Annotated in this window: 13 protein-coding genes; 10 read left to right on the top strand and 3 right to left on the bottom strand. The window is 52.2% G+C overall.

Annotation, left to right across the window (positions count from 1 at the left end; genetic code table 11):
- Positions 1-14: 14 nt before the first annotated feature.
- Positions 15-1,868 (bottom strand): dihydroxy-acid dehydratase, encoded by a 1,854-nt coding sequence (gene ilvD, locus V7676_RS13045; RefSeq protein WP_335660137.1) that lies wholly within the window; start codon positions 1,866-1,868, stop codon positions 15-17.
- Between the two features lie 113 nt (positions 1,869-1,981).
- Here ilvD and V7676_RS13040 point away from each other — a divergent pair, with 113 nt between their 5' ends.
- The 7 genes from V7676_RS13040 (at position 1,982) to V7676_RS13010 (ending at position 18,580) form a co-directional block, all read left to right on the top strand.
- Positions 1,982-2,896 carry a LysR substrate-binding domain-containing protein gene (locus V7676_RS13040; RefSeq protein ID WP_335660272.1) on the top strand — a complete coding sequence of 305 codons (915 nt, stop codon included), beginning with the start codon at positions 1,982-1,984 and terminating at the stop codon, positions 2,894-2,896.
- A gap of 332 nt (positions 2,897-3,228) precedes the next feature.
- A complete protein-coding gene (gene gltB / locus V7676_RS13035) occupies positions 3,229-7,881 on the top strand; it encodes a glutamate synthase large subunit (protein WP_335660136.1) in 4,653 nt (1,550 codons plus the stop codon).
- 21 nt (positions 7,882-7,902) lie between these two features.
- Positions 7,903-9,339, top strand: coding sequence for a glutamate synthase subunit beta (locus tag V7676_RS13030; protein WP_335660135.1), 1,437 nt, complete (start codon positions 7,903-7,905; stop codon positions 9,337-9,339).
- Positions 9,340-9,629: 290 nt separating this feature from the next.
- On the top strand, positions 9,630-11,831 hold the full coding sequence (locus V7676_RS13025; RefSeq protein ID WP_335660134.1) for an autotransporter assembly complex protein TamA: 2,202 nt from the start codon (positions 9,630-9,632) through the stop codon (positions 11,829-11,831).
- Positions 11,831-16,039, top strand: coding sequence for a translocation/assembly module TamB domain-containing protein (locus V7676_RS13020; RefSeq protein ID WP_335660133.1), 4,209 nt, complete (start codon positions 11,831-11,833; stop codon positions 16,037-16,039). The genes V7676_RS13025 and V7676_RS13020 overlap by 1 nt, the downstream gene beginning before the upstream one ends.
- Positions 16,036-16,269, top strand: coding sequence for a hypothetical protein (locus tag V7676_RS13015; protein ID WP_335660132.1), 234 nt, complete (start codon positions 16,036-16,038; stop codon positions 16,267-16,269). The genes V7676_RS13020 and V7676_RS13015 overlap by 4 nt, the downstream gene beginning before the upstream one ends.
- 430 nt (positions 16,270-16,699) lie before the next feature.
- On the top strand, positions 16,700-18,580 hold the full coding sequence (locus V7676_RS13010) for a CshA/CshB family fibrillar adhesin-related protein (protein ID WP_335660131.1): 1,881 nt from the start codon (positions 16,700-16,702) through the stop codon (positions 18,578-18,580).
- Positions 18,581-18,802: 222 nt separating this feature from the next.
- On the opposite strand, the gene V7676_RS13005 is transcribed toward V7676_RS13010, so the two are convergent.
- Both V7676_RS13005 and V7676_RS13000 read right to left on the bottom strand, forming a co-directional pair.
- A complete protein-coding gene (locus V7676_RS13005; RefSeq protein WP_335660130.1) occupies positions 18,803-20,053 on the bottom strand; it encodes a PepSY-associated TM helix domain-containing protein in 1,251 nt (416 codons plus the stop codon).
- A gap of 195 nt (positions 20,054-20,248) precedes the next feature.
- Complete coding sequence (locus tag V7676_RS13000; protein WP_335660129.1) at positions 20,249-22,537, bottom strand: TonB-dependent siderophore receptor; 2,289 nt, start codon at positions 22,535-22,537, stop codon at positions 20,249-20,251.
- A gap of 48 nt (positions 22,538-22,585) precedes the next feature.
- On the opposite strand from V7676_RS13000, the gene V7676_RS12995 reads away from it, so the two are divergent.
- The 3 genes from V7676_RS12995 (at position 22,586) to V7676_RS12985 (ending at position 25,796) form a co-directional block, all read left to right on the top strand.
- Positions 22,586-22,825, top strand: a complete 240-nt coding sequence (locus tag V7676_RS12995) for a hypothetical protein (protein WP_335660128.1) — start codon at positions 22,586-22,588, stop codon at positions 22,823-22,825.
- A gap of 217 nt (positions 22,826-23,042) precedes the next feature.
- Positions 23,043-24,314 (top strand): tyrosine-type recombinase/integrase, encoded by a 1,272-nt coding sequence (locus V7676_RS12990; RefSeq protein ID WP_335660127.1) that lies wholly within the window; start codon positions 23,043-23,045, stop codon positions 24,312-24,314.
- Between the two features lie 993 nt (positions 24,315-25,307).
- Positions 25,308-25,796, top strand: a complete 489-nt coding sequence (locus tag V7676_RS12985) for a hypothetical protein (RefSeq protein WP_335660126.1) — start codon at positions 25,308-25,310, stop codon at positions 25,794-25,796.
- Positions 25,797-26,052: the final 256 nt, after the last annotated feature.

Raw genomic sequence — 26,052 nt, 5'->3', positions numbered from 1 at the left:
GCTGCGGTGCATAATTATTCACCCTCAACCTGACTCACATCGCGCACCGCGCCGCGTGCCGCATTGGTGGTAATCGCTGCATAGGCGCGCAGTGCCGGTGATACGTTGCGCTTGCGGCCAAAGGGCTTCCACGCTTTTTTACCGCGCGCCAGCATTTCCTCTTTGCGTGATGCCAGTTCGGTCTCATCCACATCAAGCTTGATGATCCGATTGGGAATGTCGATCACGATCTTGTCGCCGGTATTGACCAGAGCGATCAAACCACCCTCGGCTGCTTCTGGCGACACATGGCCAATGGATAGTCCGGATGTTCCACCGGAAAAGCGCCCGTCTGTGATAAGGGCACAAGCCTTACCGAGGCCTTTGGATTTCAGATAGCTGGTCGGATAGAGCATTTCCTGCATCCCCGGTCCGCCTTTTGGCCCTTCATAACGGATGACGACTACGTCGCCTTCTTTTATTTCATTGCCCAATATGCCAACAACTGCCGCGTCCTGACTTTCGTAAACATGCGCGGTGCCGGTGAAGGTCAGGATGGAATCGTCCACGCCTGCCGTCTTCACAATGCATCCTTCGGGGGCAAGATTGCCGAACAGGACAGCAAGGCCGCCGTCTTTGGAAAAAGGATTTTCTGGTCCGCGGATCACGCCAGCATCACGGTCGAGATCAAGCTCTTTCCAGCGGTTGCTTTGGCTGAATGCTTCAGTTGTGCGCACGCCGCCCGGAGCAGCCTTATAAAATTCGCGCACGCTCTCGCTTGATGTGCGGCTAATGTCCCAGTGGTCGAGCGCATCGGCCATGGTCGGAGAATGGACTGTTGGCAGGGTGGTGTCGAGCAGACCGGCATTATCGAGTTGACCCAATATGGCCATCACACCGCCTGCACGATGAATATCTTCCATATGCACATCCTGCTTGGCAGGCGCGACTTTACATAAGCAGGGCACACGGCGGGAAAGGCGGTCGATGTCGTCCATGGCAAACGGTACTTCGCCTTCATGCGCGGCGGCGAGCAAATGCAGCACCGTATTGGTTGAGCCGCCCATTGCGATGTCGAGGCTCATGGCATTTTCAAAAGCGGCAAAGCTTGCGATATTGCGGGGCAGGGCAGAGGCGTCATCCTGCTCGTAATAGCGTTTGCAAAGATCGACAATCGTACGGCCTGCTTCGCGGAAAAGCTTTTCACGGTCGCTATGGGTTGCGAGAACAGAACCATTTCCTGGCAAAGAAAGTCCCAATGCTTCGGTCAGGCAGTTCATGCTGTTCGCGGTGAACATGCCGGAACAACTGCCGCATGTCGGACAGGCAGAGCGCTCAATCGTGGCAACTTCTTCATCGGTATAGCTATCATCGACAGCAACGACCATTGCATCAACCAGATCAAGCGCAACAGTCTCGCCGCGTATATCCGCTTTGCCAGCCTCCATTGGACCGCCAGAAACAAATATGGCTGGAATATTGAGACGCATAGCGGCCATCAACATACCGGGCGTAATCTTGTCACAGTTGGAAATGCACACCAGCGCATCGGCACAGTGCGCGTTTGCCATATATTCCACGCTGTCTGCGATAAGGTCGCGGCTCGGTAAGGAGTAGAGCATGCCGTCATGACCCATTGCGATGCCGTCATCGACCGCAATCGTGTTAAATTCTTTTGCAACGCCGCCTGCGGCCTCGATTTCGCGGGCAACCAACTGGCCAAGGTCTTTCAGGTGCACATGGCCGGGAACAAACTGGGTGAAGCTGTTGACGACAGCGATAATCGGTTTGCCGAAATCTTCATCTGTCATGCCGGTTGCGCGCCAAAGGCCGCGCGCGCCCGCCATATTGCGGCCATGTGTGCTGGTGCGTGAACGATAATGTGGCATTTCGGTAATTCCCTGAGATCTATTTTTATGTGGGCTTCTTTATTCTAATTTTCTAAAGTTGAGAAATATATTATTAAGGCAATATAAAGTCGTAAAGGATATTAATAAAAATGATCGATCTACGGCAACTTCGCCACTTTATCGCCGTTGCCGACACGCTACATTTTGGCCGCGCTGCAGAGCGTTTGGGCATGACGCAGCCGCCGCTCAGCCAGTCCATCATGGCGCTGGAACGCGAATTGGGCGCGAAGCTTTTCATTCGTTCAAAGCGTATCGTTACGCTGACTGCTTTTGGCCAACAGTGGCTGGAGCATGTCCGGCCTGCTGTTCAAGGAATAACCGACTTATCGGATATTGCGGAGCAGCTGCGAATTGGCACTGGGGGGCGGCTGTCCTTGGCCTTTGTTAGTACTGCCGATTATAGCGTCCTGCCTAGACTGGTTCAAAGATATTCTGCGGCATTTCCCGACGTCGCGCTGGAGCTTACTGAAGCGACGAGCGATGTACAGATTGAGGCATTGCTCGAAGGACGGATCAATGCCGGCATCCTGATTTCCGCGCGATCCGCTTTGCCAGCAGGATTGGATTATCGTCCGCTGGTCATAGAACCGCTCGTCGCCGCTGTTCCCGAGCAGTGGATCGAAGAAGGTCGCCTGACTTTGGAAGATAGGGTGCTCCAAAGCGACAATTGGATGACGCACCCTCTCATTATCTTCCCAAAGCGCGTGTCGCCCGATTTTCACGAACTCGTAATGAGCTATTATATGGCGAGGGGCTATCAGCCCTTCATCCAGCAAGAAGCAATTCAGATGCAAACGATCATCAGTCTTGTCTCAGCTGGTTTGGGCATGGCGTTGGTGCCTGCGTCGTTGCAGCACCTTGCTCGAACCGGCGTGCGTTACATCGCGATTGCTGGCGAAACCCCTAAACTTGAAACCGGTCTCGCATGGCGAAGGGAGGACCAAGCACCGACCTTGGCTGCGCTGATAAAAATTACGGAAAACTTGCAAAGGGTGAATGATCAGTAATCCGAAGCCTCGGCTGACGGTAGCATAGCTCTCAAAAAGACACTGGCCATCTTCAAATTGCTTGAAAAACTATAATTTTATGAGCAAATCAGAATCCGTTTGGCATTGTACCACTGCGAAATTTAATCCGCTCCCCTATCGATTTTTAACAGCGGTCATGGCTTTGAAATTGCGTTGATTTTTTTCCAAAATGACACGATCATTTTGCGCGGTGCATGGTATGAGTGCAATATTTATTTTCCTTATTCCTGAATTCTTATCTTCAAAATACACATTAATCCATCTAGGAGCACTTTAATTACAGAAATCCTAACGAAAAATAAGGACGGAAAATGAACTTCCCGCCACGGCAAGGCCTATACGATTCAAACAACGAACATGACGCATGCGGCGTCGGTTTTGTCGCGAATATCAAGGGCGAAAAATCGCATCTGACAGTGAAGCGTGGCTTGGAAATTCTAGTCAATATCGATCACCGTGGAGCTGTTGGCGCTGACCCGCTGTTGGGTGATGGTGCCGGGATATTATTGCAGATTCCTGACGCACTTTTGCGGGATTGGGCAGTTTCGGAGAGCCTCACCTTACCAGCTGCGGGTGACTATGCTGTTGCTATGTGTTTCCTTCCACGGGTTCCAGCAGAGACTGACTATGCGGCGGCGCATTTTGAGCGCTTTATCGCCAAGGAGGGACAGGTTTTAATCGGCTGGCGCGACGTACCAATCGATACAACAGGTATCGGCAAAGCCGTGCTCGAACAGATGCCCATGATTCGTCAGGCAATAATCGGAAAAGGCGAATCAATCGCCGATCAAGATGCATTTGAACGCAAAATTCTGGCTATACGCAAACAAGTGCATAATCCGCTTGATGGTCACGCTGAAAAGCATGGGATGCCTGGGCTGTCTGAATTTTATATGCCGTCATTTTCGACAAGAACGATTGTCTATAAAGGACTATTGCTCGCCGATCAGGTCGGGTCGTTTTATAAAGATCTCAACAACCCGCTGACCACGTCAGCTGTGGCGATGGTCCATCAACGTTTCTCCACAAACACTTTCCCATCGTGGAAATTGGCTCACCCATACCGGTTTATTGCCCACAATGGTGAGATCAACACAGTGCGCGGCAATGTGAATTGGATGAATGCCCGTCGCCGGACGATGGAATCCGATCTATTGGGCGCCGACCTCGACAAAATGTGGCCGCTCATCCCGCACGGTCAATCTGACACAGCGTGTCTGGACAATGCCTTGGAATTGCTTGTCGCCGGGGGCTATTCTTTACCCCATGCGGTTATGATGCTGATCCCAGAAGCATGGGCTGGCGATCCTACAATGGATGCCGACCGCAAAGCATTCTACGAATATCACGCCGCCTTGATGGAACCGTGGGATGGCCCTGCTGCCGTTGCCTTTACTGACGGCCGTCAAGTTGGTGCCACGCTAGACCGTAATGGCCTGCGTCCAGCACGTTTTTGTGTGACGGATGATGGTCATGTTATCATGGCATCGGAATCCGGTGTGCTTCCGGTCAAAGAGGATAATATCGTCCGTAAGTGGCGGTTGCAGCCCGGTAAAATGTTGCTCATCGATATGGAACAGGGCCGAATTATCGAAGATGAAGAGATTAAAGCCGATCTTGCCAAAGCCAAGCCATATGCAAAATGGCTGGAATCGACACAGTATAATTTGAAAGATCTCGATCTGGAAGATCTTGATGATGTAGATGCACCGAAAGCCAACGGACAAGGTGATCCCGCAGCGCTGCTTGATCGCCAACAGGCATTCGGATTTACCCAAGAGGACGTGAACAAGTTCCTCGAACCCATGGCGACCGACGGCCTGGACCCGATCGGTTCGATGGGTACCGATACGCCGATTGCGGTTCTTTCCGGTAAACCGCGCTTGCTATACGATTATTTCAAACAGAATTTCGCTCAGGTGACGAACCCGCCGATTGATCCAATCCGCGAAGAATTGGTGATGTCGCTTGTCTCGATGATTGGTCCGCGGCCTAATCTTCTGGGCCATGATGCCGGCACGCATAAACGGCTTGAGGTTGATCAACCGGTGCTCACCAACGCGGATTTGCTAAAAATTCGTTCGGTCGAAGACGCGCTTGATGGTGCATTTCGGACTGAAACCATCGATATGTCGTGGGATGCTTCAACCGGTGCAGCCGGTCTGGAAATGGCGCTTAAGGAAATGTGCTGGGCAGCCACAGAAGCTGTGCTTGCTGATCGCAATATCCTGATACTTTCCGATCGCGCGAAAGGTCCGGACCGGATAGCCATGCCCGCCTTGCTTGCGACCGCAGCCGTGCATCATCATTTGGTCCGGCAGGGTCTGAGGATGCAAACCGGTCTGGTAGTTGAAACCGGTGAAGCCCGTGAAGTGCATCATTTCTGCGTGCTCGCAGGATATGGCGCAGAGGCGGTTAACCCCTATCTGGCGTTTGAAACTCTCGAGGAAATTCGCGTTCGCCGCGAACTGCCGCTGACCACGCAACAGGTCGAGCAAAATTATATCAAAGCAATCGGCAAAGGTATTTTGAAAGTCATGTCCAAAATGGGCATTTCGACTTATCAAAGCTATTGCGGTGCGCAGATTTTTGACGCGGTTGGCCTATCAAGTGAATTTATCGAAAAATATTTCACCGGTACAGCAACCATGATTGAAGGCGTGGGGCTAGCGGAAATCGCTGGAGAAACCGTATATCGGCATACCGAAGCCTATGGCAATAATCCGATCTATAAAAACATGCTCGATGTGGGCGGTATCTATGGCTACCGGCTGCGCGGTGAAGAGCATGCTTGGACTCCCTCCAACATTGCGAATTTGCAGCATGCAGTGCGCGGCAATGACCCGAAAAATTACGCGGAATTTGCAAAATCGATCAACGAACAGAGCGAACGTTTGCTTACCATTCGCGGGTTGATGGAGCTAACAAAGGCAAATGAACCGCTTGACATTGACGAGGTGGAACCAGCAACCGAGATCGTGAAGCGCTTCGCCACTGGAGCAATGAGCTTCGGTTCGATCAGCCGGGAAGCGCATACTACACTCGCGATTGCGATGAACCGTATTGGCGGAAAATCCAATACGGGCGAAGGCGGAGAAGAGGCGGATCGTTTCATCCCTATGGATAATGGTGATTCTATGCGTTCTGCTATTAAGCAGGTCGCAAGTGGTCGTTTTGGCGTCACTGCCGAATATTTGGTCAATGCCGATGATATTCAGATCAAGATGGCGCAGGGTGCCAAGCCTGGTGAAGGCGGACAACTTCCCGGTAGCAAAGTGGATAAGAATATCGGCAAGGTTCGCCACTCGACACCGGGTGTTGGTTTGATTTCTCCACCACCACACCATGATATTTACTCCATTGAAGATCTGGCGCAGCTGATCCACGATCTCAAAAATGTGAATACCGGTGCACGGATTTCGGTGAAGCTGGTTTCCGAAGTGGGTGTCGGCACGGTTGCCGCAGGCGTATCTAAAGCGCGTGCAGATCACCTTACTATTTCCGGTTATGACGGCGGAACAGGCGCTTCGCCGCTAACTTCGCTGACCCACGCGGGCTCTCCCTGGGAAATCGGTTTGGCTGAAACGCAACAAACATTGCTGCTAAACGGATTACGCTCCAGAATATCTGTTCAGGTCGATGGCGGCCTGCGTACAGGCCGTGATGTTGCCATAGGAGCGCTGTTGGGTGCTGACGAATTCGGCTTCGCAACGGCTCCGCTCATTGCTGCGGGTTGCATCATGATGCGCAAATGCCACCTCAATACCTGTCCTGTAGGTGTTGCGACGCAGAACCCGGAATTGCGTAAGAAGTTCACAGGGCAGCCGGAATATGTCATCAATTATTTCTTCTTCGTTGCAGAAGAACTGCGCCAGATAATGGCCGAAATGGGTTTCCGCACGATAGAAGAGATGGTTGGGCGGGTTGACCGGATTAACATGAATAAAGCGCTGCACCACTGGAAAGCCGAAGGTATCGACCTGTCGCGTTTGCTGCACCAAGTCGTTCTCGCCGAGGGAGAACCGCTGCATCAGACCATAACGCAAGATCATGGTCTTGAAGCCGCACTGGATCAGGAGTTAATCGCGGCTGCTGCACCGGCGTTGGAGAACGGCCAAACCGTCAAGATCGAACGCAAAGTGAAGAACGTTAACCGGACGGTCGGCGCGATGTTATCGGGCGAAGTTGCGAAAAAATATGGCCACGCAGGCCTGCCGAACAACACCATTCAACTATCGTTCGAAGGTGTAGCGGGGCAAAGCTTCGGTGCGTTTCTGGCGCACGGTATCTCGGCTGAACTGGTCGGCGATGCCAATGACTATGTGGGTAAAGGCCTTTCGGGCGGCCGCGTGGTTGTCAAACAGCCAAGCCATGTCGATCGCAATCCGACCGAAAATATCATCGTCGGCAATACCGTCCTTTATGGCGCGGTTGCCGGTGAGGCCTATTTCAACGGCGTCGCGGGCGAGCGCTTTGCAGTGCGCAATAGCGGTGCCGTTGCCGTCGTTGAAGGTACGGGTGATCATGGCTGTGAATATATGACCGGCGGCGTGATTGCTGTGCTGGGCAAGACGGGGCGCAATTTCGCGGCCGGCATGTCCGGTGGTGTTGCCTATGTCTATGACGAGGACGGTCTGTTCCGTCAGCGTTGCAACATGGCGATGGTCGATATCGAGACAATCAACGACGATGTAGAGGATGGCGAAGACACCACGCCGCCGCAGCAGCTTCCGGTCGATGTGAATGATTATGGCATGGGTGACATGCTTTATCATGACGCCGCACGACTGCGTATATTGTTGGAGCGTCATAAACTCCATACGGGCAGTAAACGAGCCAGCGAAATTCTCGACAATTGGGAAGAGGCTCTCGGCCGTTTTGTGAAGGTCATGCCGCGCGATTATGCTGCGGCACTGAAACAACTTGAAGCCGAGCGTCTCGACGCAATCGTTGCTGCAGAATAATTGAAGATATTGGAGTAGACCGTGGGTAAAGTAACAGGCTTTCTCGAAATTGATCGCAAAGAAGCGACTTATGCTGATCCGAAGGAGCGGCTGACACATTATAGGGAATTCACCAATCCGCTTCCGGAGAAGGATATCAAAGACCAAGCAGCGCGCTGCATGGATTGCGGTATTCCCTATTGCCATAACGGCTGCCCGGTGAACAATATCATCCCGGACTGGAATAATCTGGTCTATGAAGGTGATTGGAAAGCGGCGCTCGAAACGCTCCAGTCGACCAATAATTTCCCTGAATTTACGGGCCGTATCTGTCCTGCGCCTTGCGAAGCCAGTTGCACGTTGAACATCGATGATGTGCCGGTGAACATCAAATCCATCGAATGCGCAATTGTTGATCGCGGGTGGGAAGAAGGCTGGATCACCCCGCAGATTGCCGAAGAAAAAACCGGAAAATCGGTCGCGGTTGTCGGATCTGGTCCTGCAGGCATGGCTTGCGCCCAGCAGCTTGCCCGCGCTGGCCATAATGTCACATTGTTCGAAAAGAACGACCGGATGGGTGGCTTGCTTCGCTATGGCATCCCGGATTTCAAAATGGAAAAGCATTTGATCAACCGCCGTCTCGTGCAGATGGAGGCCGAAGGTGTTGAATTTCGTACCAGCACTGAAGTTGGTGTAACCGTTTCGGTAGAATCGCTTCAGGAAAATTACGATGCTGTCGTGATGTCCGGCGGTGCGGAAAAACCACGAACGCTTGATATTCCAGGCTGTGAAATGTCTGGCGTCCGTTTGGCGATGGAATTTTTGTCACAGCAAAACAAACGGAATGCCGGTGATGATGAAATGCGCGCTGCGCCGCGTGGAACTCTTGTCGCCACTGGCAAGCATGTCATTGTCATTGGCGGCGGCGACACGGGATCGGATTGTGTCGGCACTTCCAATCGCCAAGGCGCGGCCTCGGTCACCCAGATTGAAATCATGCCCAAGCCACCAGAAAAAGAAGATAAGACCTTCTCTTGGCCTGATTGGCCGTTAAAACTGCGCACTTCGTCCAGCCACCAAGAAGGCTGTGAACGAGACTGGGCCATCCTCGCAAAGCGCGTTCTTGGGACAAACGGCAATGTCGAAGGTCTTGAATGCATCCGCCTCGAATGGATCGATGGCCAAATGCAAGAAATCGCTGGAAGCGAGTTCTCACTCAAAGCCGACCTGATCTTACTTGCTATGGGTTTTGTGGGACCACGTAAAATGGGTCTTGTCGATCAATCGGAAGTGGAACTTGACGCCCGTGGTAATGTCGCGGCCAATGTAACGAGCTATACAACAAGCAAGAGCGGCATTTTTGCGTGCGGCGACATGCGGCGTGGCCAAAGCCTTGTCGTCTGGGCCATTCGCGAAGGACGGCAATGTGCAAGAGCGGTTGACCTGCAACTTATGGGTCAAAGCGTCTTGCCTAGATAATATAGAATTACCGCAAAAGCGCGAGCGATTTGGATGGTGAGTTAAATATTATTCGCACTCGATCCCTCCCGGTCGGATTTCATATCGACCGTCGAAAGACGTGTCAGGAACAATCGCTTCATGTCTGCTTCGGGCCCAATCCATAATATTGCTGCTCATAGGGAACTAAATAGAAATTCGGAGGTATTGTCTCTGAAGTCGTCACCTATGCAAATTAGCGCTGAGGACGGTTCGATCTAAAAAACAAGGCATATCATCACTTAATATATGCGTGTAGATGCGGTAGCAGTATGAGTATCGGGAAGGTTTATTACGCTGCCACGGCAGTTTTTTCGTTGGGCAGTATCTGTCTGACGCCTGTATTTGCACAAGATTCAGAAGGCACAGAAACTGGCCAAGACCCACACTCACCAATTATTGACGATTCGGAATTTGATGCCACAATTCCGCAGATTGATGAAAACCCGGATGCATCAATGGGTAGCGTTGCCGATTGGGAAGCCGAGCAACGCCGACTAGAGCGCGATGCACAGCAGGAAGATGCAGAGGATGGTTTAACAGCCTTGCCCGCAGTGCAAGACGGAGACCCAGACGAGTTGATCGCCGACGCGCCGGTCAATGACCCTGAAATGGACGATCCGCTCACACCAATTGAAAGTTTTGATGTCGAGCCATTTGACGAGAGCCAGTATACCGAAGCCGACGACAGCGAGCAGGCCGCATCTTTGCGATATGATTATCGGATCGATGGCCTGGAATCACTGAACGAGAGTGGAAAAACCCAAATTCGTCCGGTAAGCGCTGACGATATTCTCGGACGATTTGGTGACCTCTCTGCGCTGGATGACGGCAATGGTAAGGCTGCGAACGGCGCAATGGTTTCTGCGCGGATGCGCGAAGACCAGCAATTGCTCGTCGATATCATGTCAGGTCAGGGATATTTCGATGCATTGGTTAACGGGTCGGTCGAACTCCCCGAAGCTGAAGGCGAGAAACTGGCTGTGGTGTTTCAGATGACACCGGGCAGGCGCTATAATTTCGGGACGATCATGTTCGAAACCGATCCGGTGGTTCCAGTTGATCTGATTGCGAGAAATTTTGTACCGAAAATTGGTGAACCGATTGTGGCCGAGCGCGTGCTGGCGGCGGAGGCCAATATTGCAGTGGTGCTACCGCAGGAAGGCTATCCTTTTGCCAAAACAGGGCAGCGCGATATATTGCTGGATCCTGAAACCAGTACCGGTGATTATACTCTCCCCGTCGATATAGGACCGCGCAGCAGCTATGGTGACATTGTCACCACGGGCACGACCGCATTTGATGCGGAGCATATCGAGGTTCTTACCCGCTTTGAAAAAGGTGATCTTTACGACAGCCGCATGGTGGATGACCTGCGCAAGGCTCTGGTCTCGACAGGTCTATTTTCGATCGTGTCGGTCAATCCATCCCTGAGCGGGGAAGCCGGCCCGGATGGTACGGAATATGCAACGATCAATGTCGAACAGGAAGCCGGCCCACCCCGCACATTGGCAGGCAGCGCAGGATATGGCACTGGACAGGGCTTCCGGCTGGAAGGTAGTTGGACGCATCGGAACTTATTTCCGCCAGAAGGCGCACTAATCGCCAGCGCCGTCGCCGGAACACAAGAGCAGGGAGCTTCGTTAACTTTCCGTCGTAGCAACGCAGGCAAGCGCGACAAGACTGTGGAATTCGGGCTATCTGCCCTGCATAGCGATTTTGAAGCCTATGAAGCCTTTACCGGCAGGCTGGCCGGTCGCGTTTCTTATGACAGCACGCCAATCTGGCAGAAGCGATTGTCTTATAGCTATGGTTTTGAAATTCTTGGTACCAATGAACAGGATTTCAATTTCGCAACCGGAGTACGTGACCGGCGAACATTCTATATTGCCGCTCTGCCAGGCCAAGTAACTTTTGATGCTACCGATAGCCTGCTTGATCCCACTGAAGGGTTCCGCTTGTCGGCAAAGCTATCCCCTGAAGTATCTTTCGGGAGCGGTACACAGACTTATGGCCGCGGTATATTGGAAGGGACAGCTTATTATCAGGTCAGCGACGGCATTATACTTGCCGGGCGTACGCGGGTTGGCTCCATTGCAGGCGCGGACCGTGCATTAATCGCGCCTTCGCGGCGCTATTATGCTGGCGGCGGTGGATCAGTGCGCGGCTTTGGTTATCAGGAGCTCGGGCCCAAAGATATTGATAACCGCCCGATTGGGGGACGTAGTTTGGTCGAAGCGGCGGCGGAAATACGCTATCGGTTTGGTGATTACGGCGTGGTCGGTTTTGTCGATGCGGGACAAGTTTATACTAGCTCGACACCGGGCTTTGATAATTTGCGTTATGGTGTCGGCGTCGGTGGGCGTTTTTACACCAATTTTGGTCCGCTCAGGGTCGATGTTGCCACACCGATCAACCGGCAACCAGGAGAATCGCGTGTATCGGTCTATATCTCAATAGGTCAGGCATTTTGATGGCAGAAACCGAAGCCATGACGGAGCCAACCATGCAAAGAAGTTCGGCCCAAAAGCTTGGAATCGGATTGGGGACATTGGTCGCACTCATTCTGGTTGTGTTGATTGCCGGTTATTTCTGGCTAGACAGCAGCAGTGGACACCGTTTTGTCGCGAAACAAATTGAAGCTTTTGAATTTGAGAGCGGTATGCAACTTGAGGTCGGCAAGATCGAGGGTTCAATTTATAATCAGATGGAAATTGCCGATCTGAAAATTCGCGATCCCAAAGGTGTGTTTGCTACTGCCGAAATTGTCGAGATGGACTGGCGGCCCTTCGCCTTTATCAGCAGTCATGTTGATATCCGTTCGCTGATCGTTCCCAAAGCCAAGCTGCTGCGCATGCCCGCATTGCTGCCAACCGAAGGCCCATTGTTGCCTGACCTCGATATTGATATCGGAAAATTAGAAATCGGTGAACTGGACATTGCCAAGGCAATAACCGGTGAACGGCACCTAGCTAGTATTGCGGCCGATGTGCAAATCGCGGACGCTCGCGCCAGAGTAAATGGAAACGGCCAGGCGATTATCGCGCCCGGTGTCGCAGGCGGAGACAAGTTCGCGTTAAAGCTTAACGCCGTTCCGGATAAAAATGATTTTGATGTCGCGCTTAATCTCGATGCTCCAGCCAATGGCCTGATCGGAGGTTTATCCGGTACTGGACTACCGATGACTCTCACGCTGAACGGTAAAGGTGACTGGAACAAATGGGACGGCGCGCTCAAGGGTAAAAGCGGTGAGGATATGCTCGCTAACGTAGCAATAATGGCGCGAAAGGGTACATTTACTTTGCGCGGTGCGGCGCGCCCCGGATTATTTGTTTCCGGGCCGAGCCGCAACATGTTGGAGCCGGTCACCAATATTAACTTTACTGCTGCTGGCGAGGAACGCAAATTTACCATCAAAGGGCAGCTTGATAGTGATAATTTTTTGCTTGCCACCAACGGGTTGGTCGATCTTGGCAATAATAGTATGCGCGATCTCAATGTCGATTTTCGCCTGCTCAAACCATCGGTCATTGCAGAGAATTTAAATGGGGCAGGCATTGCCGCCACATTGGTTTTGAACGGCGACTTCGCACGCCCTGGTATCGCTTATAATATTAATGCAGCGCGAATTGGCTTTGACGAAACGACGGTATTGGGCCTGCGAGCAAGCGGCAGCGCGAAATTGGACAAAGAGCAATGGCGCATACCGTTACAAGCCCGGGCGCAGCGGATCGCGGGCCTCAATGAGGGTGTTGGCGAATTGCTTACTAATGTCCGATTGGATGGCGATTTCGCATTCGCCAATGGGCGGCTGCTGTCCGACAACCTCAAGATCAATTCTGACCGGATCAATGCGACCGCAGTAGTTGTCGCTGATCTTAATCAAGGCCTGTATACTGGTGGGCTTAAGGGCCAAATTAACGGCTACCGCGTGGAAAGCGTGGGCATCTTCAATATCGATAGTAACATTGACTTAAAATCTGGAAGCAACGGAGCCTTTGCTCTGACCGGCACTGTCCGCGCCCGGTCCAGCCAGATATTCAACGATGGCGCACGCGAATTTCTGGGCGGCAACAGCCTGATCGTTGCCGATATATCCTATGGCAGCGACGGTATCGCGCGGATAAAGAGCCTTAACGTCGCCGCACCATCTTTCCGGCTGACGCAAGGTAGTGGCAGCTATACGCCATCCGGCGGCATTAATTTTGCAGCAAAGGGCATGTCCAATCAATATGGTCCACTCGGCGTTAAAGTCAGCGGCAGCGTTGCCCGTCCGGTTGCCACTATCGCTGCAGCGCGTCCGGGGCTTGGCGTCGGGCTGAACAATGTCGTTGCCACCATAAGGGGTAATGCAAAGGGCTATGGTCTGGTTGCGGGGGGCGATAGCGATTACGGCCCGTTTGACGCTAATGTCGAGATCCTCGCTGGCAGCGGGCTGCTGACGATTGATCTTAAATCAGGGACAAGCTTTGCAGGCGTGGGCTTAACGGGGCGCATCCGGCAAACCGCAGCGGGTCCTTTTGCAGGACAATTGGCCGCCAATGGTTCCGGTATCAATGGCGATGTGGTGCTAAGCTCCTTCAGCGGCAAGCAACGTGCGATTATCGATGCGACGGCAGTCGACACTGTGCTGCCGGGCTCCGCAAATCTCGCAATTCAGCGGGCAATTATTGATGCCGATATTACTTTATATGACCAGCCGCAGGTGGTGGCTGATATACAGATTCAAGGCTTGAATATGCAAGAACTGCAAATTGGAGCCGCACGAGCGAAAATTAACTATCGGAAGGGGCAAGGCACCGCAAAAATCATGGCCGAGGGCCGGAATAAAGTTCCGTTTCGTTTCGCCGCCAATGCCATCCTCGATCCAAAGCTTTGGCGCGTGGCACTGGATGGGCGCGCTAATGGCGTTGATTTTAAAACCCGCAAAGCGGCCAGGATCATCCCTGAGAGCAACAAATATACGTTGCTTCCTACTACCATTGACCTGTCAAAAGGCAGCATTCAATTGGCTGGCGATTATGGGCGCGGCCTTAATATCCAGAGCCGGTTAAAAGACGTGAATCTTGCGATCATTAACCCGATGATGCCGGGTCTTGGGCTGGGCGGGACAGCAACGGGAAGCCTCGATTTCGCCCAAAGCTCGCTCAAATCTTTTCCAGAGGCGGATGCACGGATGCGGATCGATAATTTTACCCGTACCAGTCTGGCATCGGTTTCGCAGCCCGTGGATATGCATTTTGTCGGCCGTCTTCTTCCAGATGGCGGTAATGTACGCGCGATCTTCCGGCGCAGGGGCGCGGCTATCGGCCGGATGCATGTCAATTTGACTCCCCTCCCGCCCGGAGCGGGTAGTTGGACAACCCGTTTGCTGGCCGCGCCATTATCCGGCGGTTTGCGCTATAATGGCCCTGCCAGCACTTTATTCTCGCTCGCTGCACTTCCTGATCAGGATTTAAAGGGCGCTATTGGCGTGGCCGCTGATTTCTCGGGCCGTGTTCAGACACCCGTACTGACCGGTGTCGTCCGTGCGAATAACCTGATTTATGAAAATAACGCCTATGGCACGCGGCTCACCAAAATGAAGATACGCGGTGAATTTAACAATGACCGGCTGGAAGTCACGGAACTGACCGCCAAAGCTGGTGAAGGTACAATCAGCGGCAAAGGTTTTGTATCGCTCAGTTCCGACAAGGGCTATCCGCTCCAATTGGCGCTAAATTTGGATAATGCAACTTTGGCAAAAGGAAGTGATTTAGCCGCTTCGGCCACTGGCGAGATACAGGTGGTCAATAATGCTACAACCCCCGCGACTATTCGTGGTCGTATTCGCTTGCCCGAAACGCGCTATAAAATAGTTTATGAAGGCTCTACACAAGTCGCGACATTAACTGGGGTGCGGCGCAAGCCTGCGCTGGGGCGCAAGAAAATTACCGGCGATGCCGACCCTATAAGCGGAGTTCCAAGCAACTGGAAACTGGATATTGATCTGGTCGCCGACAATCAAATTTTTGTGACCGGCATGGGCCTGAATTCTGAATGGTCTGCTGACATCAAAGTGCGGGGGACGACTGGGGCGCCGGTATTAACTGGTGGGATCGATCTGATCCGCGGCACGCTGGGTTTCGCAGGGCGTTCTTTCGATCTTCAATCCGGGCGTCTGCGATTCAATGGCGGTTCGATGACCAACCCGACATTGCGACTAGTGGCAAGCGGCGAAGCTGATGAAATAAATATCAATGTCAATATTACTGGTAGCGCCGAAAACCCGGAAATAGTGTTCAGTTCTACGCCTAGTCTTCCACAGGACGAGATTATGGCGCGTATATTATTCGGTAATTCAATCGGAGAGCTTACGCCGATCCAAGCGGTGCAACTGGCATCCTCGCTCAATCGTCTGCGCGGCGGCGGAGGAGGACTTAATCCGCTCGGCGTGTTGCAGTCCTCTGTCGGCATAGACCGGCTGCGCTTATTGGGTGCTGACAAAGATAACGGTCGCGGTACGTCAATTGCTGCGGGACAGTATATTTCTAATGATATCTATGTAGAAATCGTGACCGACGCGCGCGGTTATACTGCCACTCAATTGGAAATTAGCCTTACGCCAGCTTTATCAGTGCTTAGTTCAGTAGGTAGTTTTGGCGGTTCAAACGTTAATGTGCGTTACCGGAAAGACTATTGATGCGCGGTAGGGCGATTATTCTGGCCATTGCCATGCTATCACTGACGGCATGTGAAAAGGATTTTGACGAAAAATATCAAGATAGCCTCGAAAAACTGAACGAAGAAGCCAAGGAGATTAAATCCGGCGTTGAACAGCAATTGGCCGAAGGGCGGGAGGCCGATAAAACCATTGAGTCGGCAGAAGATAGTGAGAAACAGCCTGAAATAAAGGGTGATGCGGCTGAATGACTGCGGACCATATCGATAGGCGACCACAAACTCCGGCAATTTAGGAAAGCCAGAGCCTGAGTGAAGAATTTTGCGGTCCATCCTCACTCACGCTTGATAATTATGGTGTCTCAATGCAAAAAATGCTGAGATCTTCTAGGTTCGAACCAGCAACCTACCGAATTACTTAGCCTTCAGTGGCAAATGTTCTGACGACGGATACTTTACTATAGGTTTTTACTCATACCCTGAGTTGCGGTGCCTGCTGGTTGTGCAAACAGAGAGCCAAGACATGTACTAATCAAAATCGGTAGTAGGGCCATCTAAACGATATAATGATCGGATTACTAAAATGCTTTGCAACGCTGATATCATCTTCTAACCGATGATTAATCAAATTTGTCTATAACAGCTTTGTTATGATGTGGAGGCCTCTAAATTGGTACGAGTGATGGCACCTTACGCCGTGCTTGCGCGTCAAATGCTGCCGCGGTTATTGTTGCTTGTCCTTTTTTGGCTTTCTGCGGGGCCAGCTTATGCTGCAACATGCGCTCCGGCTGCCTCACAGGGCGCTGCGCCAGCATCGTGGCAAACCTATTGCTGGCTCGATTTCAGCTCCTACAACGATGTTACCGCACGCTCCTCGTCTGGTCAGGTTTTTTCCTTTTCGCTTTCCGATGGATCGACGCTAAGTTTCAATTTGAAGACGACCAGTACATCTGCCACCGGAGCGGTCGCCACTACTGCACCGAGCTGGAGTGGTTCGGCGGTTGGCAATACGTCATTCCTAGGAATTCCCGGCAAACCGATTCTTTACAACACGACAAGCGGAGCAACGGTTACATTCAACATAACGAGCATAAAAATAACCCCGCCTCCCGGCGTTGCTAGCGTAACCGATTTTGCATTTGTTGTGGCCGACGGCGAATCCACCGACAATGCCGAGTATCTTGAATATACCACCAATGGACAGCCTTGGCAGCTATTGGATACTGTGGCGCCGATTAGCGGCAGTCTGTATCCGGTTCTGACGGGTATTGGAACCTCAGTAATGCGTTCGGCAGGCGGCGGGCAGCCAAGTCATATCGGAGCACATATCGGCGGCACGAACAGACCGACGTCGGTCACTGCAGTGATGAAATCAGGTGGATTGGAAGGAATAATGTTTGCCGTCCGCTTTGCTTCCATAAAGCTAAACAAGATAATCTCTGGCTCGCGTATCGATCCCACCGATCAGTTCAAATTTGAAATTCAATCCGCGTCTTCATCTACCGTGCTGGCATCGGGCACCACGACGGGGACTGGCAATGGACCTTTTCCCGCAGCAGTAATTTCTACCGCGTCGGGCATTCCAATAAATTTGATCGAAACAATGGCACCGGGAAGTGCTAATGCGATGTCGCGATACCGTCCGTCGCTAACGTGCACCAATGCCACAAGCGGGACCGGCACTGTCATGCCGAATAATGTGATTACAAGCAGCTATAATTTCGGCCCGCTCAATTTTGGCGATATTGTCAGTTGCGCCTTTACTAACACACCCTATCCGCATGTGCGGTTAACCAAAGCGATGGGCACAGGCGGACGTATATTCAATACGGACCAGTTCAATCTTCAGCTATTGCAGGGCACGACCGTTGTGGGCAGCGCCACGACGACCGGAACCGGCACAACCGTCACGAATGGAACTGTCGGCCCTGTGCAGTTAACGGCCGGTACCAGTTATCGGCTGGCCGAAACCGCCGCTGGTTCGACCGTGTTGTCGCGTTATACTCCGGTGCTGTCCTGTACGAATAGTAACGGCAGTTCGGCGACCATACTCCCCACCATGCTGGGTTCCAATTTTTCGCCTGCATTGGGTGATGTGATTGTCTGCGTCGTCACCAACACGCGGGAAGCGGTGAATGCCAAATTGACCGTCACCAAAACGTCAGCGGTCATCTCCGATGGAATTAGCGGCGCAAGCCCTAAAGCCATTCCCGGCGCGATTGTACGATATTATATAGTGGTAACCAATGTTGGTGATGCGTCGGTCGATACCGACAGCATCTATATCGATGATATTTTGCCAGCGAACATGACATATTCGGTGTCGCCGTCTGTAACATTTACGGATGGGACCACACCTAGCGGATTGAGCACAAGCCTGCCATCCAGCCGTATCACGTTCTCGAATGTTGCGGGCGGCGGCAGTCCCTATACTTATACACCCTCCGGCACTTTTGATGCGGCCGTCAAAGGCATCAGGATCCGTCCGGTTGGCGTTATGGCTGCATCAAACGGGACAAATAATCCCAGCTTCACGCTCAGTTTCGATATGCGGGTCAATTGAATTCCTATATTGAGCTACGCCTGTCAGCGGCCACAAGTTAGCCGGGGTGATGGTTAGTTTCGGTCGATGCCTTTGCCTGCGTTTCGGGTGGGGGCCCCTATATTGGGGCGATTAGGGCGCGTTCAGAGTCTCACATAATTATAGGGCTTAGCGTGTCACGCAACCAACGCGCCAGTCTGGCAATCTATAACAAAGTTCGTCTGTCAAACAGCCTGTCCGTCGTCAAAGCATTGGTGGCAGACCGCGGCGGAGCTTCCGCACGGAGCGTCCCGAACGCTTTTTCATCCAGATAACGACACCAGTAACCGAGAGCGCCGTTACCATCGCGCCGATAAGGCTAACGGCAATGCGATATGGCAGGCCGAACACCATCCCCATGTGTAGGGCCATGATCCAGTTGGTGAATGTGTTGGCGCTATTCTCGCCGGCGGGAAGGCTTGCCTGTAGCAAGCGACCGTTGCTGCCGCTGAACGATACCGTGGATCGCCCGCCATCAAGAGTAAAGTCCTTCTCGGATGTAAAGCTGTAGGCATAAGTGCCACTGCCCGGCGAGTAGCTGATGGAATTAGCGGTACCTGCTGTCAGACCACGTCGTGTCATTTCCTGCTGGGCTAATTCCGCGCCCCGATGTACTGCCGCAGCGACATCAAGTTTGGGGTGGTAATTCGGCTTGCCGAGAACAGGGAGTGTTGCGCGAGGTTCGGCCGCCCCGAACAGCTTCATCACAGGAACATAAACCGGCGTCAGATTGAAGGCGACACTCGACCAGGCAAAGACAAGCAACATCGGCCAAATCCAGAGGCCGCCGGCGCGATGTATGTCAAAATTTATTTTGTAGGCAGAAGAACCCCAGCGGATGGACCATGATGGCTTCCAACGCCGCAACCAACCCGGCCCGGCTAAGGGAGCTGCCTCCATGCGCCGCGGGACCCGCACAGGAAGGGTCAGGTAAAATCCGACGAAACTGTCCAATGTCCAAATCAACGCCGCAACCCCGAAGGCAAGTACGCCGAGATCGCCAAGCGCAAGACTGTAATGCAAGCGGTAGATGAAAGGCATTAAATTCTTCAGGCCTTGCCCGATATCACCCCACCGCCGTGTTCCGAGTGTCCGTCCATTATAAGGGTCAATGAATAGCTGGTCCCACTGGTCTGAATAATTTGTGAGTGCACCTGATTTGGGATCAATCCGCTCGACATAATAGGTAACAGAATGTCCGGGTTTGCTGTGGAGCGGCAGGTACCTGATTTGAGCGCCCGGATAGTTCGCCAATACCCGTTCGCGCAAAACGAGAGGTGGCAGCGGGAGTGAACCAGCCACTGGTGCCTCAACTCTATGAAGCCCGGGCGTAATCACGCCTTCCAACTCGTCAGTCCAAGCGAGGAAGATTCCGGTAAACCCCGCAACCGTCAAGAAGAAGACGAGCGTCAAGCCTGCCCAGCGATGGATTATAACCCAAAATTTGCGGCTCACCCCTGCCTCCTTGGAAGGAAATGGTTTGTGCCCGCACAATTGGCCGTCCCGAAATATCCACGTATAAAGTTGGGTTTGTCGGCCGGTCGTGTCGCCACCTGCATGATTAGTAGCGCTGCGGTTTTATCCCTACCTAGGAGGTCAACAATCCGCAAACCGTCTACGATTGAAAAATGATCTCGTGCAACCATGATTTTACCAGTAGATTTTGGCGCTGAGCGAGCCGTTTATGCCCTCACCGATATTGCTGAGACCCCAGTATTTCTTGTTGAAGACGTTGTTGATGTTGCCGGTGAACGCCACGCGCTGCCCGCTAAGTTCGGTGTCATAACGGAAACCAACATTAGCCAGTGTCCGCCCAGGGATGTACAGGGCGTTGTAGTCGTCGGTTGGCGCTTTGCCGAAATATCTTACATTCCCATGGATGCTAAGCCCCTGAACCGCGGGGATGCTGTAATCCGCGTTGCCAACGAGTTGCCACTTTGCAGCCTCCCCAGGAACATTTCCTAGGATAGCTTCATTATCCACGGAGACGTTTTCAATGCTTGGATCGAGATAAATGATGCCGCCGCCGAGCCGCAAATTCTTGTCTACCTGGTAGCTGCCGATGGCCTCCACTCCCTTGTAGACTGTCAGTCCGTCCTGAGTCAGATAGCGCTGCCCATCAATATATTGGTCGATCTGGTTGGCACGCTCGACGCGAAAGCCTGCCGCTGTCAGGCTGAGACCCTGATTTTCGTACTTGAGGCCAAATTCAACTTGCTTGCTAACGGTCGCGGAAAGGACATCCCCGAAGTTGGCATAGTCACCGCCAACCCGCGCACCGCCTTCCATCGACTCGACATAGCTTCCGTAAACCGATGTGTGCGCGGCGGGCTTGTAAATCAGCGCAAAGGTTGGGGATAGCGCCGATGTTCGATAGGACGAGTCCACCAGAGGATCGCCATCGGAATCGAGAAGTTTGTAGCGTGTGTAGCGGGCGCCGACGATCGCCTGGATATGCTCGCCAAAATGCAGGGTATCGCTTAGGAAAACTGCGCGCTGCTGATCTTGCCAAGGTCCCCCTTCAAGACCGAACGCAGCTTGGTTGGTGATGTGAAAGGTCTGCCGTTCGTGGATGTTACCCACAATCCCATCGCCCCAGTAATAGTCATCTGACCCAAATTTGCTGGGATTGGCCATATATGACATACCAGCTACTATATCGTGCTTCACTGGCCCTGTATTGAAACCACCTTGCACCATCAGTTGCGAAAAATGGCTCTCCTCAAGGTCCGCGAAATGGTAAATCGCCCCTTGATAGTCGCCCGACTGATTGAGAATATCCACGAAAAACTTGTTTGAATTGTGTAGTTTCCGTGTGTAACCATAGTTTAACTTAGTGTTCCATCCCTCGGCGAATTCCCAATCTAGACCAGTCGCTATCGCCAACGTACGCGTTCTATAAAAGCTGTTGTCGACATTAAGGTTTTTATAGTTGTAGGTCGGCGTTGGCAGAATAGAGCCGCTATAGCTGCTCCAATAGATCTGAAACGGCTCATGCTCGAGCTTGCTTTGTTCATAGGTCGCAGTCGCCTGCCATTTGAGCGAAGGACTGAATGTGTAGTTGAGTGCGAGTGAGCCAAGCCAGCGGTTGACGCCAGCTTCATTATAAGCCGTCCCCTTCTCCCCGGCGATATTGATCCGATAGCCGAGCTTGCCATCATCTGTCAGGGGGGCACCCGCATCGAGGTGACCGGATAGAACCCCCTTGCCGCGCAACCCGACCTCGGTCGTCAACAGCGGCTCAACTGTCGGTCGCTTGGTTTGATAGCTGATAGCACCGCCGGGTGCACCAAAACCGTGCATGAAGCCAGTAAGCCCTTTGAGCGCCTCTACACTTTCAACTGATTCCAGTGGGAAATCGCCGCCCCAATAGAGCAGCAAAGGCACATCATCGATATAATAGTTACGGACACCTAGTCCGCGTATCTGTGTGCCCCACCAATTAGTGGTTCCCCCGGTAGCAAAAGAAAAAACTGAGGGGTCATTGACGAAAATCTGTGCAATGGTGGTCGCCTGCCGTTTTGAAATTTCCTCCTGATTCACGACGGTGATGGAATAGGGCGTATCGAGCAATTTTTTTGCTCCTAGCGCACCATTTCCGGCCATCTGGTTTTGCCCATCCCCGTCTTTGCGCGCGGTTACGATGATGTCAGGACGCTCGCTGGCATCAGCAGAGCCAAGTTCCTCCGCAGCAGCAACCGCAGGTGCCAAAATCATCGGTGAGCAAAGCAAGGTAAATCTGATCAAACTGCGCACAATATCCCCCATTGGAGTAGTTGGCCCGCGTGAGCAGGCTTGTGGGTTCCTCCGCTGAAAAATGACTGGGACACGTCGTTGTGCCCCAGTCCAGGGAGGAGAGCACATCGGCAAAGGACTGCCGATGCATAAACGGGTTGGCGACTCGCCTGCACCGATGTAGAACTCGCTAATGAGAATCACTCTCAATATCAAGTAAAATAAGGTAGGCTTAATATGAGGCGTTGTAAGATGACTACGATTTTGCAGGTTATCGGCGTTTCTGGAGACAAAAATAATCGAATCATTCCTGTCGCTGAGCCTGCTTGCTCTTTAACCCCGCTGGCCTGCGCTCTCGCAATGGATTTAATTCACTTACAGGGTAATGATGAGGGCTGGGTTGCGAGCCTCAAGCTTATCACGAAACAGGCCCGCGAAGTGCATTGTAGAAGCCCTTTCTACATGACAATTGCTCATCAAATATCGTTATGAGACCTTTGCTTTGTTGCCACGAGATGCGTGATAGGCCGATGGCCGTGCGCAGTTCTTAAGGAGGAATAATAAGGGACAGAGGCGCTGTCTATTTTTCCGCCCAGTCCCGCATTGAGCGCAGCCATGTCGATGTTGCTCACTGCTAGTTTGCTGGCGACGTTCGCGAACCTGTAAACCGTCGATACCCCAATTATTCCCATTGCTTAAGGAGGTCGTGATGGTTAAGTTAACAAAGGCATTTATCGACAGGGTAAAACCCCCTGCGACGGAATATGAAGTTCATTGGGACGATGCAGTGTCCGGTTACGGTTTGCGGGTAACGCCTGCTGGAAAACGGGTATTCATGGCAATGGGGCGGGTCAAAGGCAAGCCGGTCCAATTTACTATTGGCAACTATGGAGTTTTCACTGAAGTCCAAGCCCGCAAAAAAGCTCAGAAGGTCTTGCAGCAAATGCGTGAAGGTATTGATCCGCGTGATACGAAGAAGGAAAACGAGGCAGCCAACATCACATTGCGTCAGGTAGCAGATTCATATTTCTACGAACGGCCCGGTATGCTGCGTCCAACGACTATCGTTGAGAAGGAGCGGCATATTGAACAGGTGTTCGCGGCATGGAAAAACAAGCCTATAGCCTCAATTACCGAGGCTGATGTTCGCAAGCGATATACCGAGATGGCCACGCGAGGTTTGAGAGGGAAGGGACCGGCACCCGGGCAAGCACAGATTTCAATGACCACTTTATCAGTCCTAATAAACTACGCGCAAAGGTGGTATAAGCGTGCAGATGGAACGCCATTCATCCTCTACAATCCAGTGGCAGCGCTCAAGGGTGACTGGCCACGCTTCAAACCTCGCACCCGCGACATTCCTGAAAATCGTGTGGGCGCTGCTTGGAATTTGCTTACCACGATGCGTGAGCATCCGAAGAACCCAGATGCTTTAGCAGGGATCGATCTTGTTCGCTTTTTGCTGTTAACTGGATGTCGAAAAACAGAAGCTGCAAGTCTCCGATGGAGCAACGTTAATCTTGACGAAGCATGGTTCCACCTCCCGAACAACAAAGGGGACAATCCGGTCTGGCTTCCTCTCTCATCGTTGGCGGTCGCGCTGCTCAAGGCGCGCAAGCCTTCAGACGACGACAAAGGCGCCAGCGCATATTGCTTCCCATCGCGTGCGAAGGGTGGTTACGTTTCCGACACGCGCGCGCCACTAGAACGCATTGCTAAGCTGATTGACCAGCCCATATCTGCTCATGATTTACGCAGGACTCAAATTAGGATAGGTATGGCTACCCTCGGTATCGATCTTTATAAAATGGAATTGCTCAGCAATCATAGTCCCCAAAGCGTGACAATGCGTCATTATGCGCAGACCCAAAAACTCCAGTATTTACTCCCAGAAACTCAGCAGATCAGCGATTGGATCGAGCAGCAAGCTGCGATTGTCAGCGGTTCAAACGTGGTGAGCCTGCAAGTTGGGGCCGCATAGCCTCGCGCACAGTGCTGATTTGGGGTGTGCCGCCAGTGCAGGGGCAGCAGGTGCGCTTTTTAGCCCCAGCCAGCCCTAAAACTGACAGATAATAAGTCTCCCACCGGCGATTTTTTGAAGAACAGCCATATATGCATAGCTTTCTCCCTACCGGCGATTTTTTGAACCAAAATGACACAGTATTTGCGTGTTTTTTTGTATAGTTTAAGCTAATTTTGTGCTACATAAGCTTAATTGTTTTACCACAACTATGATATGGTAGGGCGATAACCAACTTCGGCTATGTCCGAAGTTGTCAACCCCCAATTAGGTTCCGCTCTGGGGTTACAACCGCGGGCATTTGTTGCCTGCTGATTCATAGCATTAGTAGGCTTGCGGAGCTAATGCTATGAGTGCCTTACATCTATCATTTGAGCAACTATGTGAGTTGTTCAATTATTCGCCCAAAGGGCGGCCCCTCGACCCTAAAGAAACTGCAAACGTGCTGTCCCTCTCAGTTGACACGCTGGAAGGCTATCGAGGGCGCGGGGTTCCGCTTCGTCATTTCAGCCCGCCTGGTTCCCGTATCATACGGTATGCGGAGCGCGACGTTCTCGCATGGCTTGCGTCTGGCTCGCGTTATAGCACCAGCGACACCGCAGGTTCTTAATTCCATTCAAATTTGATGAATAGTGGCAAGATGTTCAAACATCCTGCCGCCGAAAGGTTTGTCGTGAACAGCAATATTATACACGATCCCAGTGAGGGTCCGAAAGCAAATGCCCCGAAGTTAAACTCAGCAAAATCACCATTTTTTAAAAAGGGAGGGGGTACGAATAGGCAACCTGAAATTGATACTATACCCCGAACGTGCAGGTTTAGTTTTTTCGCAACTTTCTATCGCTGTCGGCGCTCCACCCCACAAAATAGCTAATCTCCGTGCAGCAAAGACCGCTGCTGAAAAGCATTTCATCGCACGCGATGTATGATCCAATCAATTTAGGTTTGAACGTCATGACCGAACAAAAACCCAAATGGATGGAAGGTTGGACACCTGCACCGCCAGTGGAAGCTAAGCCTGATAGGCCAGTCGGCAACCCTGCATGGACTCCGAATTGCACCTCACCCAATCCAGCGGGCAGGCCTAAGGGCATTCCCGACAAGCGATTGCTAGCCACACAGCAGATGCTGGATGAAATGCGCAACATCGTTTCAGTGCTAGTTGGCAAGGCACTTGAGGGTGACACGAACGCCGCCTCTATCGTGCTGGCGAAATGCTTGCCCAGCATAAAGGCGCAAGCGGAGAAAGTGAATTTCCCGCTGCGGACGGACGCGCCAATTAGCGAACAGGTTGCACAGGTCCTTGATGCAATCTCAGCCGGAACACTGGCGCCCGATGTTGGCAGGCTGATCATCGAATCCATCAAAGCGTTGTGCGACGTGCGTGCAACGGAGGAATTGGAAGCACGGATTGAAGCGTTGGAGGAGACGAAAAATGGGTGAATGCAAAATGGAATTATTTGCACAAAAATTAAAAAAGGCGGCGATGCGAACACGCGCTGCCCAATTGAGAGGATAGGGGGACCGATGGCTATCATTCAAACACAACGGAACCATGTTCGTATTTACCGGTCAGAACCTGACCACGATCTGTTTGTCGAAACTCTTATCGTTCCCAATGATGGTAGTAACACCTACAAATGTATCAACGTTATGCCGATCACCAATTGGCAAGACGCTGTGGATTGGGCGTTTGAAA

This window comes from Parasphingorhabdus sp. (assembly GCF_036963805.1).
Taxonomy (GTDB): Bacteria; Pseudomonadota; Alphaproteobacteria; order Sphingomonadales; family Sphingomonadaceae; genus Parasphingorhabdus.
The sequence above is the reverse complement of the archived record's forward strand: the minus strand, read 5'-3'. Positions and strand labels throughout refer to the sequence as shown.